The 15,864-nt window shown below is 72.6% G+C and carries 17 protein-coding genes; 9 read left to right on the forward strand and 8 right to left on the reverse strand.

The features are described from left to right. Positions 1 to 104: 104 nt before the first annotated feature. A complete protein-coding gene (locus ETD96_RS04915) occupies positions 105 to 872 on the reverse strand; it encodes a hypothetical protein (protein ID WP_138634711.1) in 768 nt (255 codons plus the stop codon). Positions 873 to 1,093: 221 nt separating this feature from the next. Between ETD96_RS04915 and ETD96_RS04920 the strand changes: the two genes are divergently transcribed. The 3 genes from ETD96_RS04920 (at position 1,094) to ETD96_RS04930 (ending at position 3,089) form a co-directional block, all read left to right on the forward strand. Next, the gene (locus tag ETD96_RS04920; RefSeq protein ID WP_138634714.1) at positions 1,094 to 1,882 is read left to right on the forward strand and encodes an ABC transporter ATP-binding protein; all 789 of its coding nucleotides are present in this window, start codon (positions 1,094 to 1,096) and stop codon (positions 1,880 to 1,882) included. A gap of 107 nt (positions 1,883 to 1,989) precedes the next feature. Then, entirely contained in the window at positions 1,990 to 2,763 is a 774-nt protein-coding gene (locus ETD96_RS04925; protein ID WP_138634717.1) for a sulfite exporter TauE/SafE family protein, read from the forward strand. 89 nt (positions 2,764 to 2,852) lie between these two features. Further along, positions 2,853 to 3,089, forward strand: coding sequence for a hypothetical protein (locus ETD96_RS04930; protein ID WP_138634720.1), 237 nt, complete (start codon positions 2,853 to 2,855; stop codon positions 3,087 to 3,089). Positions 3,090 to 3,101: 12 nt separating this feature from the next. On the opposite strand, the gene ETD96_RS04935 is transcribed toward ETD96_RS04930, so the two are convergent. Both ETD96_RS04935 and ETD96_RS04940 read right to left on the reverse strand, forming a co-directional pair. Further along, on the reverse strand, positions 3,102 to 4,016 hold the full coding sequence (locus tag ETD96_RS04935) for a Rieske (2Fe-2S) protein (protein ID WP_138634723.1): 915 nt from the start codon (positions 4,014 to 4,016) through the stop codon (positions 3,102 to 3,104). Positions 4,017 to 4,120: 104 nt separating this feature from the next. Beyond that, positions 4,121 to 6,352 carry a molybdopterin oxidoreductase family protein gene (locus ETD96_RS04940; protein WP_138634726.1) on the reverse strand — a complete coding sequence of 744 codons (2,232 nt, stop codon included), beginning with the start codon at positions 6,350 to 6,352 and terminating at the stop codon, positions 4,121 to 4,123. 147 nt (positions 6,353 to 6,499) lie between these two features. On the opposite strand from ETD96_RS04940, the gene ETD96_RS04945 reads away from it, so the two are divergent. The 3 genes from ETD96_RS04945 (at position 6,500) to ETD96_RS04955 (ending at position 9,217) form a co-directional block, all read left to right on the forward strand. Continuing rightward, positions 6,500 to 6,946 (forward strand): NfeD family protein, encoded by a 447-nt coding sequence (locus ETD96_RS04945; RefSeq protein WP_138634729.1) that lies wholly within the window; start codon positions 6,500 to 6,502, stop codon positions 6,944 to 6,946. Further along, positions 6,943 to 7,860, forward strand: coding sequence for an SPFH domain-containing protein (locus tag ETD96_RS04950; RefSeq protein WP_138634732.1), 918 nt, complete (start codon positions 6,943 to 6,945; stop codon positions 7,858 to 7,860). Before ETD96_RS04945 ends, ETD96_RS04950 begins: the two co-directional genes overlap by 4 nt. Positions 7,861 to 8,113: 253 nt before the next feature. After that, positions 8,114 to 9,217, forward strand: coding sequence for a CapA family protein (locus ETD96_RS04955; protein ID WP_138634735.1), 1,104 nt, complete (start codon positions 8,114 to 8,116; stop codon positions 9,215 to 9,217). 42 nt (positions 9,218 to 9,259) lie between these two features. On the opposite strand, the gene ETD96_RS04960 is transcribed toward ETD96_RS04955, so the two are convergent. The 3 genes from ETD96_RS04960 to ETD96_RS04970 all read right to left on the reverse strand — a co-directional run bounded on the left by ETD96_RS04960 (position 9,260) and on the right by ETD96_RS04970 (position 11,763). Further along, positions 9,260 to 10,255 (reverse strand): AraC family transcriptional regulator, encoded by a 996-nt coding sequence (locus tag ETD96_RS04960; RefSeq protein ID WP_138634738.1) that lies wholly within the window; start codon positions 10,253 to 10,255, stop codon positions 9,260 to 9,262. A 30-nt stretch (positions 10,256 to 10,285) separates the two neighbouring features. Continuing rightward, positions 10,286 to 11,392, reverse strand: a complete 1,107-nt coding sequence (locus ETD96_RS04965; protein ID WP_138634741.1) for an LLM class flavin-dependent oxidoreductase — start codon at positions 11,390 to 11,392, stop codon at positions 10,286 to 10,288. Positions 11,393 to 11,484: 92 nt separating this feature from the next. After that, complete coding sequence (locus tag ETD96_RS04970; protein ID WP_138634744.1) at positions 11,485 to 11,763, reverse strand: hypothetical protein; 279 nt, start codon at positions 11,761 to 11,763, stop codon at positions 11,485 to 11,487. Positions 11,764 to 11,972: 209 nt separating this feature from the next. On the opposite strand from ETD96_RS04970, the gene ETD96_RS04975 reads away from it, so the two are divergent. After that, positions 11,973 to 12,746, forward strand: a complete 774-nt coding sequence (locus ETD96_RS04975; RefSeq protein ID WP_138634747.1) for an endonuclease/exonuclease/phosphatase family protein — start codon at positions 11,973 to 11,975, stop codon at positions 12,744 to 12,746. Between the two features lie 7 nt (positions 12,747 to 12,753). Here ETD96_RS04975 and ETD96_RS04980 read toward each other — a convergent pair whose 3' ends face one another. Continuing rightward, positions 12,754 to 13,152: a cupin domain-containing protein gene (locus tag ETD96_RS04980; protein ID WP_138634750.1), complete on the reverse strand. Its 399-nt coding sequence runs from the start codon at positions 13,150 to 13,152 to the stop codon at positions 12,754 to 12,756. A gap of 52 nt (positions 13,153 to 13,204) precedes the next feature. Between ETD96_RS04980 and ETD96_RS04985 the strand changes: the two genes are divergently transcribed. Then, positions 13,205 to 14,191 (forward strand): helix-turn-helix domain-containing protein, encoded by a 987-nt coding sequence (locus ETD96_RS04985; RefSeq protein ID WP_138634753.1) that lies wholly within the window; start codon positions 13,205 to 13,207, stop codon positions 14,189 to 14,191. A gap of 10 nt (positions 14,192 to 14,201) precedes the next feature. Then, positions 14,202 to 15,254 (forward strand): MBL fold metallo-hydrolase, encoded by a 1,053-nt coding sequence (locus tag ETD96_RS04990; protein WP_138634756.1) that lies wholly within the window; start codon positions 14,202 to 14,204, stop codon positions 15,252 to 15,254. 23 nt (positions 15,255 to 15,277) lie between these two features. On the opposite strand, the gene ETD96_RS04995 is transcribed toward ETD96_RS04990, so the two are convergent. Continuing rightward, complete coding sequence (locus tag ETD96_RS04995; RefSeq protein WP_138634759.1) at positions 15,278 to 15,820, reverse strand: YdeI/OmpD-associated family protein; 543 nt, start codon at positions 15,818 to 15,820, stop codon at positions 15,278 to 15,280. Positions 15,821 to 15,864 lie beyond the last annotated feature (44 nt).

The raw sequence follows: 15,864 nt of genomic DNA on the forward strand, positions 1-15,864 counted from the left end.
CCCTTTGTGGGGTTCCCCCTACACCCCTCGTGGGGTTCGGCCTACGGCCCCCTTGTGGGGGCTTTTTGTGTTCTCGGCTTGTGGCGGTTGGGCGGTCCCTTTTGCTAGCGGTCTGTTCTGGGGACCGGGTCGAATGCGCTGTTGCAGGCCGCCACTAGGGCGCGGCGGACGGCGCTGTCCAGGAGGCGCAGGGCCTCGCCTCTGCGGCTCATCTGGTCGGCGCTGAGGCCGCGGTCGTCCATCTGGCGGGCCAGGTCCACTACTAGGGAGAGCCGGCCGGCCAGCGCGGCTACGCGGTGTGCGCGTTGCGGGTAGCCGGGGGCCAGCGGGTGGTCGCCGCGGTCGGGGTCGCGCAGGTCGACCAGCGCGTCCGCGATCTCCGGCGGGACGCCGGCGAAGTCGTCCACCGTCAGCAGCGCCTCCGTGGCGTCCCGCATCGCGAGCGTGAGGCTCCGGTCGGCCTCGGCCAGGGACGGGACGTCCGGCAGCGCCGCCGACGCCTCGTGGGGCGTCCAGCGGACGCCGACGTAGGACGAGCCGCGCCGGTCCTCGGTGGGGACCAGGCCCATCGCCCGGCCGTCCAGGACGGCGACTACGGCGGCGCCCGCCTCGATCGCCGCGGTGTTGAACGCGGGCGGGCCGGTCAGCCCGAGCGGGTCGCCGGGCTCGGGCAGCGCGAGCCGCAGCGCCGACAGCCCGCCGACGCGCAGGTCGCCGAGGCCGCGGCGCAGCGTCACCTCGGCGGGCTCGCCGCCGAGGATCTGCGGGCCGGCGTTCTTCTCGACCGCGTCGACCGCCTCGTCCAGCCCGACGTGCCCCGTCAGCCAGGCGTTGCCCCAGGCGACCAGCGCGGTGGCGACGGCCCCGCTCATGCGTTCGGGCTCATTCCCAGACAGTTCGCAATGGGCATGCGATCCACGATAAGCGCTCGGATCGCCGGTTCCACCGGACGTAAGGGACCTATCGCGGCGGAGGAGCACCGTGGGGCCGCCGTTTCCGCCGGGGATCCGGCGGCCCACCGCCAGCCCGGATCGCATAGGTTCTTTCCTGAGAGAGAGATCACGGGCTACCGGATGGGAGACGAAGGCGCGCGATGGCCGGCGAGGTGCTTCAGCTCCGCGGAGTCGGGGTCAGGCGCGGCGGGGCGTCCCTGCTGCGCGATGTCAACTGGACGGTGGACGAGGGCGACCGGTGGGTGATCCTGGGGCCGAACGGGGCCGGCAAGACGACGTTGCTCCAGGTCGCCGCCGCGATGCTGCACCCCACTGAGGGCGGTGTCGAGATCCTGGAGGAGGAGCTCGGCCGCACCGACGTGTTCGAGCTGCGGCCCCGCATCGGCATCGCCAGCTCGTCCGTCGCGGAGAAGGTCCCGGCCGGTGAGACGGTCATCGACCTGGTGCTGACCGCCTCGTACGCGATCATCGGCCGGTGGCGGGAGGAGTACGACACGACGGACGTCGGCCGCGCCGTCGCGCTGCTGGAGGCGCTCGGCTGCGCCGACCTGGTCCGGCGGACGTTCAGCACGCTGTCGGAGGGCGAGCGCAAGCGCGTGCAGATCGCCCGCGCCCTCATGCCCGACCCCGAGCTGCTGCTGCTGGACGAGCCCGCCGCGGGCCTCGACCTCGGCGGCCGGGAGGACCTCGTCGCCCGCCTCGCCGCGCTGGCCGGCGACCCGGCCGCCCCCACGATGGCGATGGTCACGCACCACGTGGAGGAGGTCCCGGAGGGCTTCACGCACGCGCTGCTGCTGCGCGGCGGCCAGATCGTCGCGCAGGGCAAGGTGGACGAGGTGTTCACCCCCGAGCACCTCTCGGACACCTTCGGGCTGCCGCTGACGGTCGACCGCCAGAACGGCCGCTGGTACGCCCGCTCGCTCCGCTGATATCGGGCGGAACCCGTCCGAACCACCCCCCGATCGGCGGTGCCCGGCACCGGTGTCCCTACGATGTGCGCACCGCCGTGAACTCGCAGCGCTGAGATGGGACGCACGTGAACCTGCTGGACGCGGCCGCCATTTTCGCGGCCGGGGTGGCCGCCGGAAGCATCAACACGGTCGTCGGGTCCGGCTCCCTCATCACCTTCCCCACGATGCTGGCGCTCGGCTACCCGCCCGTCGTGGCGAACATCTCCAACAACATCGGGCTGGTCCCCGGCGGCGTGACCGGCGCCTACGGATACCGCGAGGAGCTGAAGGGCCAGCGGAGCCGGCTGGTGCGGCTGGCCAGCGCGTCCTTCCTCGGCGCGGTGATCGGCGGCCTGCTGCTGCTCGGGCTGCCCGCCGAGGCGTTCAACGTCATCGTCATCGCGCTGATCATCATCGCCCTGGTCCTGGTCGTCGTGCAGCCGCGGCTCCAGCGGTGGATGATGCGGCGCCGCGAGGGCGAGCACCATCCGCACGGCGGCCCGGTGCTGTGGGCGGGCGTGCTGTTCGCGGGCATGTACGGCGGCTACTTCGGCGCCGCGCAGGGCATCATCCTCATCGCCCTGCTCGGCATCATGCTGGACGACGACCTGCAGCGCATCAACGCGGGCAAGAACGTCCTGTCGGCGGTCGTGAACGGCACCGCCGCGCTGCTGTTCACGCTCATGTGGCTGTTCGCCGACACGAAGGTCAGCTGGCTCGCGGTGCTGATGATCGCGGCGGGCTCGACCTGCGGCGGCCTGATCGGCGCGCGGGTCGGCCGGCGCATCCCGCCGCTGGTGCTGCGCGGCGTGATCGTCGCCGTCGGCGTGGCCGCGATCGTGAACCTGCTGCTGGCCTGACCAGCGTTTTCGGGGGCCGTGCCGGGATTCGCGGGCCGGTATTTCGGGTATATCTCGAATATACGTTCGACTACCGGAGGTTCGCGCGGATGAAGGGCGACAGGGTCGAGATCGTGGTCGACGCCGGGGGCGACGGAACGCGGACGTACGAGGTCGCGGCCAGCCGCGCCGGCCGCCGCGTGGAGATCGCGACCAGGCGCGGCGTCGTGGAGGTCACCGAGGTCACCCGGACGGGCACCCCCGTCCGGACGGCGCGCTTCATGTCCAGCCGGGTGCTGGCCCTGGTGGAGCATCCCGTCGGCACCGAGCCCGCCGAGCCCGCTTAGGCGGGCCGTGCGTCAGACGGGCCGCACCTGGAGCATGCCCTCTTCGGTGACGCGGGTCTCGAAGGCGGGCTGGCGGGCCGTGGCGGGGCCGTGCACGACCGAGCCGTCCGCGACGCGGAACGTGCTGCCGTGCCAGGGGCAGACGACGCAGATGTCGGCCTCGTCGTCGGTGACGATGCGGCCCTGGTGGAGCGGCCCGGCGAGGTGGCTGCAGCGGTCGGCGAGGACGTGGACGTCGTCGCCGGTCCGCAGCACGAACAGCCGGATGTAGCCGAGCCTGCGGGTGACGGGCCAGCCGTCCGGGAGCTCCTCGGCGGCGCACAGGTCGTGCCAGCCGAGCGGGACGAGGTGGGCGACCTGGTCGGCGTGGCTGGCGCCGGCGGCCTGCCGGAACGCCAGGTGCCCGCCGAGGTAGGCGCCCGCGACGAGCGTGGACAGCCCGGCGAAGCCGAGCGCCCGGCCGGCGCCATCGCGGCCCTGGTGGCGGGCGATGAGCGACGCCGAGTACAGCAGGCTCGTCGTGGCCATCCCGGCGGCGTGGACGAGCCCGACGCGCTGCTGCTCGCGGTGCAGCGAGCCCCAGTCGGCGATGCCGGTGAGCACGGTCGGGACGGCTCCGGCGAGGCCGGCGGCGACGAGGGCCTGCGCGGCGCGGCGCGTCCCCGGCATGAGGTCGAGGACGGCGGCGGAGACCCACAGGCCGACGGGCACGTCGGTGAGCGGCGGATGGGCGGGCTGGCCGAGCGGGACGCCGTGCAGGGCGTCCTTGGCCGGGCCGGGCCGCAGCGTCCGCCGCACGGCCGTGGACAGCACGCGGATGGTACGGTCCAATCCGCTCGCCTGCTCCAGTGCCTCGGTGGCGTCCGCGATCCCCGGGGACGCCTGCGGCCGGGACCCGCGCCGGAATATGTTCACCCGTCGGTGCATGTCCCTCCTCCGCGGCTATGAGACGCCTGATGCGACATTAGTCTTCCGCGTTCTCCTGCGGCCAGTCATACCTACCTGCGGCCGGGAGGGGCTAAACAACGGGGTCAGGACACCGGCGCGGGCGATACCGCCTCCAGCGTGACGGGGACGCCGTTGAACACCGCGTTGCCCGACAGGGGGTCGATCTCCTGCTCGTCGGTGACGGCGTTGACGTTGACGCCGGCGTGCTCGCGCGCGACGGCGGTACGCGTCCCAGGGCGGTCGTGACCCCATCCGTGCGGCAGGCTGACGACGCCTGGCATGACGGTGTCGGTGGGTTCTGCAACGGCCTCCACGGTGCCCGTGCGGGACGTGACGCGGACGGTGTCGCCCGCAGCGACGCCTATACGTTCGGCATCAGCGGGGTTGAGCTGGAGAGTGCACGTGTTGGAGCCGCGCACCAGTTCGGGGACGTTGTGCAGCCAACTGTTGTTGGAGCGCAGATGGCGGCGGCCGATCAGTACCGTGCCGTCGTTCTGCGGGGCGCCCAGGGCCGCGTGCAGCCGGTCGACGTCTGCGGCGAACGTGGACGGGCACAACTCGACCCGTCCGGACGTCGTGCAGAGCACCTCGTCCAGGCGCGGCTTGAGGGCGCCAAGGTCGAGGCCGTGCGGGTGCTCGGTGCGCAGCCGCGTGAGGGTGAGGCCGGACGGGTCGGCGCCGAACCCGTCGCCGTAGGGGCCGAGGCGCAGCATCATGTCGAGCCGCTGCTCGGTGGACGTGCCGCTGTCGAGCATCTTGCGCAGTTCGTCCGGCTCCCGGCCGTGCACCGGGGAGCCCGCGAGCGCGGTGGCCTTCGCCAGCGTCGAGGTGATGATCACCTCGTCGAGGGCGGCGGGGTCGCCGTCCGCGCCGGTCGCGGCCATCGCGAGCCGCGCGAGGAGCATGGCCTCGCTGGGACGCCCGTCCGGCAGCGGGACGACGGGCGGCGAGTAGCGGGCGTAGTCGCGGACGGCGAGCCCCGTCAGCGCGATGTCGTAGTGCGGCGTCTGCGCCGGGCGCGGCGGCGGCAGCACCACGTGCGCGTGCCGGGTCGTCTCGTTCAGGTAGGGGTCGACGCTGACCATGAACTCCAGCCCGGCGAGCGCCCGGTCCAGCCGGGCGGCGTTCGGGGACGACAGCGCCGGGTTGCCGCCGATCGTGACGAGCGCCCTGACCTGGCCCTCGCCGGGGGTCTCCAGCTCGTCCGCGAGCGTGGCGACCGGCAGCTCCCCGTTGACCTCGGGCAGGCCGCGGACGCGGCTGCGCCACCGCCCGGTCGTGAACGGCTTCTTGCGGCGGTACACGGGCATGTGGGCGGGCCGCGGGAACATCGCGCCGCCCTCCCGGTCGAGGTTCCCGGTGAGGACGTTCAGGGCGTCCACGAGCCAGCTGTTGAGCGTCCCGTACGCCTGGGTGCAGGTCCCGATGCGGCCGTAGACGGCGGCGCGGCCGGCTCCGGCCAGCTCGCGGGCGGTCCGCCGGATCACGTCCGCCGGGATGCCGGTGACGGGCGTGACGCGCTCGGGCGCGAAGTCGACGGCGATGGCGCGCAGGTCGTCCAGGCCGTTGACGCGTCCGGCCAGGTGCTCGGGGGACGCGACGAGGTCCTCGGCGAACAGGGTGTGGACGAGTGCCATGAGGAAGAACGCGTCCGTCCCCGGGCGGATGAACAGGTGCTCGTCGGCGAGCGCGGCCGTCCGCGTGCGGCGCGGGTCGACGACGGTGACCTTGCCCCCGCGCGCCTGGATCGCCTTGAGCCGTCCGGGGAAGTCGGGGGCCGAGGCCAGGCTCCCGTTCGACTCCAGCGGGTTCGCGCCCAGCATGAGCAGGTGGTCGGTGCGGTCGAGGTCCGGGACGGGGATCGCCAGGGGGTCGCCGAACATGTGCCCGCACGCGACGTGCTTCGGCATCTGGTCGGCGGTACTGGCGGTGAACAGGTTCCTGGTGCCGAGCGCCTTCACGATGGCGGCGACGTACAGCGGCCCGGCGATCGAGTGCGCGGTCGGGTTGCCGATGTAGACGGCGACGGCGTCGCGCCCGTGCCGCTCGATGACGCTGGCCAGACCTTGCCGGACGGCTTCGAACGCCTCGTCCCATCCGGTCGCTTCGCCGTTGACCAGGGGTTCCGCCAGGCGGTCGGGGTCACCGTCCAGACTGCCGAGGGTCGCGCCCTTGGGGCAGATGAAGCCTTTGCTGAACGGGTCCTTAACGTCGCCGCGTACGCGGGTTACCGCTCCCGTGTCGTCCAGGGTCAGTTCCAGCCCGCACAGGGCTTCGCAAAGGGGACAGGTGCGGAACGCCGTGCGGTCGCCCATCGGGACACTCCTTGTCAAACGGGACCGTTGTCCCATGATGACCGGTGCGTCCATACCGCGCCATGGCCGCCCCCGAGGCATGGCCGAAGCGCGGTTTTGAGAGTTACTTTTAATACGAGGACTTTCGGCAGCCGCTAGGGAGCTGCTATGGAGCCGTGGGTCGCCTGGTTGCTGGTCGCCGCGCTGCTCGGAATCGCCGAGCTGCTCAGCCTCACGCTGGCCCTCGGCATCCTCGCCGTCGCCGCGCTCGCCGCCGGGCTGACCGGGGCGCTGGGCCTGCCGCTCGCCGCGCAGGCCGCCGTGTTCGGCGTGGGGGCGGTCGCGGGCCTCGCGTTCGTCCGGCCCTTCGCGACCCGGCACATCAGGCAGCCGCCGCCGCTGCGCTCCGGCACCGCCGCGCTGGTCGGCCGCGAGGCGTACACGCTCACCGAGGTGAACCGGCACGGCGGCCGCGCCCGCATCGGCGGCGAGGAGTGGACGGCCCGCCCCTACGACCCCGACCTCGTCATCCCGGCCGGCGCGACCGCCGACGTCCTCGCCATCGAAGGGGCCACGGCCCTGCTGTATCCGGTCTCGGCCGAGGAGCCACCATGACCGATGTCGCCATCGCCCTGCTCGTCGTCGTGCTCGCCGGGGTGTTCGTCCTGGCCACCGCCGTGATGCGGGCGGTCTGGATCATCCCGCAGGCCCGCGCCCGCAACGTCGAGCGCCTCGGCCGCTACCACCGCACCCTCGAACCCGGCATCAGCTTCGTCGTCCCGTTCGTCGACCGGGTGAAGCCCCTCCTCGACCTGCGCGAGCAGGTGGTCTCGTTCAAGGCGCAGCCCGTCATCACCGAGGACAACGTCGTCGTCCACATCGACACGGTGCTGTTCTTCCAGGTCACCGACCCGCGCGCCGCCGACTACGAGATCGTGAACTACATCAAGGCGATCGAGCAGCTCACCGCGACGACCCTCCGCAACGTCATCGGCACCCTCGACCTGGAGGCCACGCTGACGTCCCGCGACCGGATCAACACGGCGCTGCGCGGCGTGCTGGACGACGCGTCCGGCAAGTGGGGCATCCGGGTGACCCGCGTGGAGATCAAGGCGATCGAGCCGCCGCCGTCCATCAAGGACGCGATGGAGAAGCAGATGCGCGCCGAGCGGGAGAAGCGCGCCGCGATCCTCACCGCCGAGGGCGCCCGCGCGTCCGCGATCCTCACCGCGGAGGGCGAGCGGCAGTCGACGATCCTGAAGGCGGAGGGCGCCCGGCAGGCCGCGATCCTGGAGGCCGAGGGCCAGTCGGCGGCGATCGAGCAGGTCTTCAACTCGATCCACAACGCCGACCCTGACCCGAAGCTCCTCGCCTACCAGTACCTCCAGACCCTCCCGAAGCTGGCCGAGGGCCAGGGCAGCACCTTCTGGGTCATCCCCAGCGAGGTGACGTCCGCGCTACAGGCGGTCAGCCGGGCCTTCAACGGTGCTCTGGACGAGGCCAAGGGGGCACCCGAAGAGCGCGACTGACGTTCGGGGCAGACGTGGCGAAGCGGCCGGGCGGGGGAGGCCACCCGGCCGCTTCAGGGGGTGAGAGGCGGCTCGAGGCCGTGCCGTCCCTCTGGAGGTGGGCTGCGGGACCGCGTCGCGGTCGGCTCAATCTAACGTCATAGACACGACCAGTTCAAGATAATGATCGGTTTGCCTTTAGTGGGCCTGGTCGCCCGCTCGTGGCATGCTTGGCCGACCCAGCAGGTCCACTGGGCCGGACGGAGGCGAAGCGATGAGCAGGCGGGGGAAGGCGGCCGTGGCGGCGGTCCTGGTCGGGACGGCCATGACGGCGGCGGCGTGCGGCGGCTCGGGCGACTCCGAGGCGGAGGGCGCGGGACCGCCGTCCGCGACGTCCGGCGCCGCGGGGGGCGGCGGGGCCACGAAGCCCCCGGCGCCCGCGAAGGAGCCGATCATCATCGCGTTCGGCGGCGACACCCACTTCGAGGGGCAGCTCCGCGCCCGGCTCGGCAACCCGTCCACGGCGCTCGGCCCGGTGGCCCGGCAGCTGCGCGCCGCCGACTTCACCATGCTGAACCTGGAGACGGCCATCACGACCGGCGGTACGCCCGCGCCCGGCAAGCAGTACGCCTTCCGGGCCCCGGCGACCGCGTTCAAGGCGCTGAAGGCCGCCGGGGTCGACGTCGTCTCCATGGCCAACAACCACGGCATGGACTTCATGGACGGCGGCCTGCGCGACTCCCTGGCCGCCATCAAGCGGACGGGGTTCCCGGTCGTCGGCATCGGCAAGGACGAGGACGACGCCTTCAAGCCGTACCGCGTCACGGTGAAGGGCAACAAGCTCGCCGTCGTCGGCGCTACGCAGGTGCTGGACGACAACCTGATCCAGGCGTGGACGGCCACCGACACCAAGGGCGGTCTTGCCTCGGCCAAGAACGTCCCCAGGATGGTGCAGGCGGTGAAGGAGGCGCGCAAGGGGTCGGACGTCGTCATCGTCCACCTGCATTGGGGGGCCGAACTCCAGCCGTGCCCGCTGCCGCGCCAGAAGGAACTCGCCCAGCAGCTCGTCGAGGCCGGTGCCGACATCATCGTGGGGGGCCACGCGCACATTCCGCTGGGCGGCGGGTACATGGACAACGCGTACGTCCACTACGGCATGGGCAACTTCGTGTTCTACTCCGCCAACGGCCAGACGGCGAAGTCCGGTGTGCTGTTCCTGAAGGTGCAGGACGGCAAGGTCACCAAGGACAAGTGGAGCCCGGCCCTCATCAGCGGCGGCGTCCCCATCCCGATGAAGGGCGCCGCGGCGAAGGCGGAGCTCAAGCGGTGGAACGGGCTGCGCGGCTGCACGGGGCTCTCGGCCAGTCCGGAGTCCTGACGTCCGGCGTCCTGAAACGCCCCTGAACGTCCTGAGGGCGGCTCAGCCGATGCGCTTGAGGGTGTGCGTCGGGGTCTCGCCGAAGCGCTGCCTGTAGTGGGCGGCGAACCGGCTCATGTGGAAGTACCCGGCGGCCTTGGCGACGTCCGTGACGGTGCCGGGGCCGCGCTGCGCCACGCTGAGCGCCGCGCGCGCGTGGTCGAGCCTGACCCCGCGCAACAGCTGCGTGGGGGTGAGGCCCCACTCGTCCTGGCAGATCGCCTGGAGTTGGCGGACGCTGATGCCCACCGCCGCCGCGATGTCGGTGACGCCGATGGGGCGGTGGTGGTGGTGCTCCACCCACTCGCGGATGGTGCCGGCGAGATGGTGCGGTGACCGCGCGGGCGGCTCGGCGAGGCATTCGGTGGCCGTGTGCGGCAGGCCGAGCAGGAGGGCGGTGAGCAGCGACTCCTCCAGCGTGCGCGCCGCCAGCGGGTGCAGCCCGCCCCGGCCCGTCGCGTGGTCGAGGACGTCGCACACGTGCCGCCAGGTGCGCTCCACGATCGAGGCGGGCGCGATCGCGGGCCTGCCGGCCCGGTGGAAGCGCAGCGGCGCGGTGTAGTCGCGCCCGAGGTGGCAGGCGAGGTGGTCGGCGAGCCGCCCGGTGCTCGTGGCGATGACCAGGCAGCCCAGCGTCGGATGCGGCGTCATCCGCATCGCCTCGTCGTGCGACAGCACCAGACTGCCGCCCGCGACGTCGTTGTTGTGCGTGGACCGGTACTCGACGCCCATGGGCGCCATGGGCGCGCACATGGCGAAGTGCCCCTCCGTCGGAGGCGTGTCGACGACGACCCCGCCGCCCCCGTACCGCACCCAGACCAGGTTGACCGCGCCCAGGGCGAGGGCGTTGACGGCACCGTCGAGAGGGGCGCCGGGGTCGCGGGCCTGGAGGTCGTGGCCCACGGCGAAGGGTTCGACCGAGTCGTGCAGGACGTCGATGTCCGCGCTGACGACCCGCTGGTACGCCGACAGCGGCGGCGAGGCATCGGTGAGAGTCATGGCCGGATGAAAATCATGGTCGGGTGGGAGTCATGGTCGGGCGGACGGAGCCGGTTCGGGACGGTCGATGGACAGGACACCCCGGGCCCGCAGCCGAGGCATGACCTCGGCGGCGAAGTGGCCCAGTTCATCAGCGTAATTGAGGAACGACAGAGCGATACCGTCAAAGCCCGCACGCGCGAACTCCGCGATGCCGTCCGCCACGTCGTCGGGGTCGCCGACCAGCGGGCAGCTGCCGTGGCCGGCGGCGAACCTGTCCCGGTAGATCTGGAGCATCTCCGGCGTGAACGACTGCGCGTGCAGCCCCTGCAGCCGCATCACCTCGTCGACGGCGGGCCAGTCGGCCTGCTCGTCGGCGTAGTAGCGCAGGAAGTCCTCCGCCTCGCTCCTGGTCGGCCGGCACACGACGTGCCCGAGCGTGAAGACGCCGACCGTCCGGCCGTGGGACGCGGCCTCCGCGCGGATGGCCTTCACGATCTCCGCGCCGTCCTCGGGACCGGCGACGACGGTGAAGGCCCGGTCGGCGTTGCGCGCGGCGAACGAGCGCCCCTGCCTGGACGACCCCGCGTTGATGACCGGCAGGCTGTGCCCGTTGAACGGCTTGGGGCGCCCCACGACGTGCTGGAGCTTGAAGAACCGCCCGTCGTGGTCGAACGGCTCGTCGGTCGACCAGATGCGCTTGACGACGTCCCACCACTCCTGCGCGAGCGAGTACCGGGTGTCGTGGTCGTCGGGCAGCGTGAGGCCGAACATCTCGTACTCGGGCGCGTGCCAGCCCGCGACGATGTTCAGCCCGACCCGCCCCTGGCTGAGGTGGTCGGCGGTCGCGAGCTGCTTGGCGGCGACGACGGGGTGGTGGAACGCGGTGTGGACGGTGCTGAACACCCGCAGCCGCTTGGTGCTGGCGAGGAGCCCGGACGCCCAGACGAGCGGGTCGAGGGCGCTGCGGTGGAAGTCGGTGTCGGGGCCCCAGTCGGTCCAGCGGGCGACGGGCAGCAGGAAGTCGATGCCGCTCTCGTCCGCGATCCTGGCGAGCCGGAGATTGTTCTCCCAGGTCGCGTGCCACCTTTCCGGGGCCTTCGTGATCGCCAGTCCCGATTCGGTGTTGGGGGAGAACAAGCCAAGCTGGAATCCCATGCCGACCTCTTTCCGTCCGGCGGCGTTCGGCATTGCCCGCCCAGTATCGGAAGCCGGGGGACGATCGGCAACGGCCGGCGGCGGCCGGGTGCTCACACCGGGATGGTGCCGAGCGCGAGCCGGTCGAATGGACCGGGCCCTTTCGTCCGCCGGCGCTCTCCCGTGGCGTACACGACGACGCGCGCCGGCCGTTTGCGCCGCTCGCGGGCGCGCAGCGCCAATTCCTGCACGACTTCGGCGAGATGGGCGCCGCAGGAATCGCGTCCGGTCTCCGTCCGGGCGGCCGCCTCCAGCCGCACATGGAAGCACGACGGGCGACCACAACGCGGCATCGAGCAGGATTGTTCGCCATGGAGGGGATCGCTGTGCATCAAGGGGCACTTTCGATGTCGCGGGGTCGGGTGGCAGATGTTCGGCAGCCTCCATCATGGACCACCGGGTGCCGGGCTTCAACGCGAATGGGATAGTCCAGCGCGGCATCCGGCTAACGACAAATAACGCAAAAGGCGCATTTCCCCGAACAAAGCGCCCCACGGCCAGAGCGCGGGCGGCCGGGGGGCCGGCGACGTAGGGTGGCGGCATGGCGATGCGGGACGACGCGCGGCGAATCGGCGTTCTCACCTTCAACACGCTGTTCCGGGGCCGCGTCCGGGCCCGCATGGACGCACTGGCCCGGCTCGTCGACGAATCGGACTACGACATCGTCTGCCTGCAGGAAGTGGTATCGCCGCCGGTCCTCGCACGGTTCCGCCGGGCGACGGCGTCCTTCCCGTTCATGGCGCGGGCCGGGGGATTTCCGATCGTCCGCGGCGGCCTGGTCACGCTCTCCCGGTGGCCGATCGCCAGAACCCACTTCCAGCCGTACGCGCTCGCCCGCCCCGTCCGGCCGGAATGGCTGCTGAACAAAGGCGCGCTGTTCACCCGCATACGGCTGCCGGGCGGCTGCCTGACGGTGGTGAACACGCACCTTTCCGCGAACATGGACATGGACTGGTCCCCGTCCAATGCCTATACCAAGGTGGAGCAGTCCGAACTGGGGCAGCTCGCTAGCGCGATCAAAAGGATCGACCCGGCGGAACCGCTGATCGCCATGGGCGACTTCAACGTGCCCCGCGACTCGCGCTATTTCGCGGATTTCGCGGCCGCCGCCGGCCTTCGGGACGCCCTCGCCGGCCGCACGGAGCCCACCTTCCGCCCCGAGTACGCCGATATCGGGGCGATCGACCAGTTCCTCTACAGGCCGGGTCTGGAGGCGGAGCCCCGGCTGGTGTTCACCGACGAGATCCGCCTCCCCGACGGCACCACCGCCCCCCTCTCCGACCACTTCGGCATCGCGGCCACGGTGAGGCTCTAGCCCCGGATCAATTCAGCGGGTGGCCCGTGGTGGCGTCCACCGAGGAGGGCACGGCCTCATGGCGGTCGCCCACGCTCAGGGTGCCGGTCGGCTCGAACAGCAGGATCTCTGCGCCGCCGGGCGCGGACGGCTTGTGCTCCACGCCTCGCGGGACGACGAACACCGCTCCCTTGGGAAGGGTGACCGTCCGTTCGCCGCCGCCGGGCGCGTCGCGCAGGGCGATGGCGAGTTCGCCGTCGAGGACGAGGAAGAACTCGTCGGTGTCGTCATGGGCGTGCCAGACATGGTCGCCCTCGACCTTGGCGACACGGACGTCGTAGTCGTTCACGCTGGCGACGATGCGCGGGCTCCACAGGTCGCTGAAGGAGGCCAGCGCCGCCGCGAGTTCGATGGGTTCGCTGTTCACCCCACCACCCTGCCGGGACGCCGCACCCCGCCGTGAGTGCTAGAAATCGCGTATGCCGCAAGGATCCTCGCACCGCGTGGTGATGATCGTCGACACCGGCTCCAACCCGTTCGAGATGGGCGTCGCCACCGAGCTGTTCGGCCTGCGCCGCCCCGAGCTGGGCCGCCCCTGGTACGACTTCGCGCTGTGCGCCGCGGGCGGCGAGGCCGTCATGCACGCGGGGCTGTTCACCATGTCGGGCATCGCGGACCTGTCCGCCGCCGAACGCGCGGACACGGTGATCGTGCCGAACCGTCCGGACCCGGACGAGGACCCCGCGCCCGAGGTCCTGGCCGCCGTTCGGGCCGCCGCCTCGCGCGGTGCCCGGCTGGTCGGCCTGTGCACCGGCGCGTTCACGCTGGCGGCGGCGGGCGTCCTCGACGGGCGCCGCGCGACCATGCACTGGCGCTGGGCGGAGGCGTTCCGGGCGCGCTTCCCCCGCGTCCACCTCGAACCGGACGTGCTGTTCGTCGACGACGGCGACGTCCTGACCTCCGCCGGGAGCGCCGCCGCACTCGACCTCGGGCTGCACCTCGTCCGCCGCGACCACGGCGCGGAGATCGCGAACGCGGTGAGCCGCCGGCTGGTGTTCGCCGTGCACCGCGACGGCGGCCAGCGGCAGTTCATCGAGCGCCCGATGCCGGACATCCCGGACGGCTCGCTCGCGGCCCTGCTCGACTGGGCGCGGGAGCGGCTGGACGAGCCGCTGACCGTGCCCGCCCTGGCGGCCCGCGCGGCCGTCAGCCCGGCCACGCTGCACCGCCGCTTCCAGGCCGAACTCGGCACCACCCCGCTCGCCTGGCTCACCGCCGAGCGCGTCGAGCTGGCCTGCCGGATCATCGAGCGCGGCGAGGCCCGGCTGGACGCGGTGGCGCGCGCCAGCGGCCTCGGCACCCCCGCCAACCTGCGCGCCCAGCTGCGCCGCCGTACCGGCCTCAGCCCGTCCGCCTACCGGCGGCGCTTCGCGGCCGCGGAGAGCGCGGCGGAGTGCCGCGGTTAGGCTTGCGATCATGTGCGAGACAGGCGGCGGGCAAGCGGAGGCGCCGGCGTCCATGCCGCGTCCGGCGACGGGCGCGGCGGTCGATCCGATCGCGCTGGAGCCGGTCGACGAGGTCGAGATCGTCACCCTGGTGGACAACGTCTACGACGCCCTGCTCACCGACGGCGAACGCACCCGGCGCGCCGGTGCCGGCAAGGGCGCGGTGACGGCGCCGCAGTTCGAGGAGGGCCGGACCTTCGCCGGCATGGTCGCCGAGCACGGCTTCTCCGCGCTGGTCACGGTGCGCCGGGGCGACCGCTCCACCACCCTGCTGTTCGACACCGGCCTGTCCCCGGACGCGATGGTCACCAACGCCGACCGGCTCGGCCTCGACCTCGGCGGCGTCCAGGCCGTCGTGCTCAGCCACGGCCATTTCGACCACGCGGGCGGGCTCGCCGGGCTGGCGGGCAGGCGCGGCGTCCGGTCGCTGCCGATGGTGGTGCACCCGCTCGCCTGGACGCGGCGGCGCCTCGCGGTGCCCGGCCGCGAGCCGGAGGAACTGCCGACCCTGAGCCCCCGCGCCCTGGCCGGGGAGGGCTTCGAGGTCATCGAGCGCCGCGAGCCGTCGCTGCTGCTGGACGGCAGCGTGCTGATCACCGGCGAGGTCGACCGCACCACCGAGTTCGAGCGCGGCATGCCGCCGCCGCACCAGGCGTGGACCGGCTCCGGCTGGGTGCACGACCCGCTGGTGGCCGACGACCAGGCGCTCGTCGTGCACGTCCGCGACCGGGGCCTGGTCGTGCTGACGGGCTGCGGGCACGCGGGCGCGGTCAACATCGTCCGGCACGCGCGCCGGCTCACCGGCGTGGACCGGCTGCACGCGCTCGTCGGCGGCCTGCATCTCGGCGGCCCGGCCTTCGAACCGGTCATCCCGCCGACCGTCGCCGCGCTGACCGACCTCGCGCCGAGCCTCCTCGTCCCGGGGCACTGCACGGGCTGGCGCGCCCAGCACGCCCTGGCCGCCGCGCTGCCCGACGCCTGGGTGCAGAGCAGCAGCGGCACGACGTACCGCCTGTCGGCCTGACCCTTTCAGCCGGCCGGCAGGTTTCAGCCGGCCGGCAGGGACTCGATCGCCTTGTTCAGGCGGGCCGTGCGGCCGGCCGGGGTGCGGGCCTTGAGGAGCGGGAGGATGAGCAGGTAGCGGTCGGTCTTGCCCAGCTTCTCGAAGCGGGCGGCGGCCTCCGGACGGGCGGCGAGCGCGGCGGCCAGGTCGGGCGGGACGGCGGCGTCGCGCTGCCGGACGTAGGCCGCCGTCCAGCGGCCGTCCGCGCGGGCGGCGTCGATCTCCGCATGGCCCGCCGGGCGCATCCGCCCGGCCGCGATCAGGGCCTCCGCCCGCTCCACGTTGACCCGCGACCACGGGCTGCCCTTGCGGCGCCGCGAGTAGCGCTGCAGGTAGAAGTGCTCGTCGAGGCCCTTGCGCTGGCTGTCGATCCAGCCGTGGCACAGCGCGACGTCCAGCGCGTCGCCGATCCTGAGCGAGTCGACGGGCGCGCCCTTCTTCGCGATCTTCAGCCAGACGCCGTCCTCGGAGTCGTGGTGCGCGGCCAGCCACGCCTCCCATGCGGCGGCGTCCTGGAAGTGCATCATGAGCGGCCCCCATGCTCGGCGTGACCAGCGGGATTAGAGAATCG

It is taken from the genome of Actinomadura geliboluensis (genome assembly GCF_005889745.1).
In the GTDB taxonomy this organism is placed as follows: domain Bacteria; phylum Actinomycetota; class Actinomycetes; order Streptosporangiales; family Streptosporangiaceae; genus Spirillospora; species Spirillospora geliboluensis.

Excerpts from the sequence above, each read along its gene's own strand:
- ETD96_RS04915 (WP_138634711.1), bottom strand. The coding sequence starts at position 872 with ATGAGCGGGGCCGTCGCCACCGCGCTGGTCGCCTGGGGCAACGCCTGG.
- ETD96_RS04920 (WP_138634714.1), top strand. The coding sequence starts at position 1,094 with ATGGCCGGCGAGGTGCTTCAGCTCCGCGGAGTCGGGGTCAGGCGCGGC.
- ETD96_RS04930 (WP_138634720.1), top strand. The coding sequence starts at position 2,853 with ATGAAGGGCGACAGGGTCGAGATCGTGGTCGACGCCGGGGGCGACGGA.
- ETD96_RS04935 (WP_138634723.1), bottom strand. The coding sequence starts at position 4,016 with ATGCACCGACGGGTGAACATATTCCGGCGCGGGTCCCGGCCGCAGGCG.
- ETD96_RS04940 (WP_138634726.1), bottom strand. The coding sequence starts at position 6,352 with ATGGGCGACCGCACGGCGTTCCGCACCTGTCCCCTTTGCGAAGCCCTG.
- ETD96_RS04945 (WP_138634729.1), top strand. The coding sequence starts at position 6,500 with ATGGAGCCGTGGGTCGCCTGGTTGCTGGTCGCCGCGCTGCTCGGAATC.
- ETD96_RS04950 (WP_138634732.1), top strand. The coding sequence starts at position 6,943 with ATGACCGATGTCGCCATCGCCCTGCTCGTCGTCGTGCTCGCCGGGGTG.
- ETD96_RS04955 (WP_138634735.1), top strand. The coding sequence starts at position 8,114 with ATGAGCAGGCGGGGGAAGGCGGCCGTGGCGGCGGTCCTGGTCGGGACG.
- ETD96_RS04960 (WP_138634738.1), bottom strand. The coding sequence starts at position 10,255 with ATGACTCTCACCGATGCCTCGCCGCCGCTGTCGGCGTACCAGCGGGTC.
- ETD96_RS04965 (WP_138634741.1), bottom strand. The coding sequence starts at position 11,392 with ATGGGATTCCAGCTTGGCTTGTTCTCCCCCAACACCGAATCGGGACTG.
- ETD96_RS04970 (WP_138634744.1), bottom strand. The coding sequence starts at position 11,763 with ATGCACAGCGATCCCCTCCATGGCGAACAATCCTGCTCGATGCCGCGT.
- ETD96_RS04975 (WP_138634747.1), top strand. The coding sequence starts at position 11,973 with ATGGCGATGCGGGACGACGCGCGGCGAATCGGCGTTCTCACCTTCAAC.
- ETD96_RS04985 (WP_138634753.1), top strand. The coding sequence starts at position 13,205 with ATGCCGCAAGGATCCTCGCACCGCGTGGTGATGATCGTCGACACCGGC.
- ETD96_RS04990 (WP_138634756.1), top strand. The coding sequence starts at position 14,202 with ATGTGCGAGACAGGCGGCGGGCAAGCGGAGGCGCCGGCGTCCATGCCG.
- ETD96_RS04995 (WP_138634759.1), bottom strand. The coding sequence starts at position 15,820 with ATGATGCACTTCCAGGACGCCGCCGCATGGGAGGCGTGGCTGGCCGCG.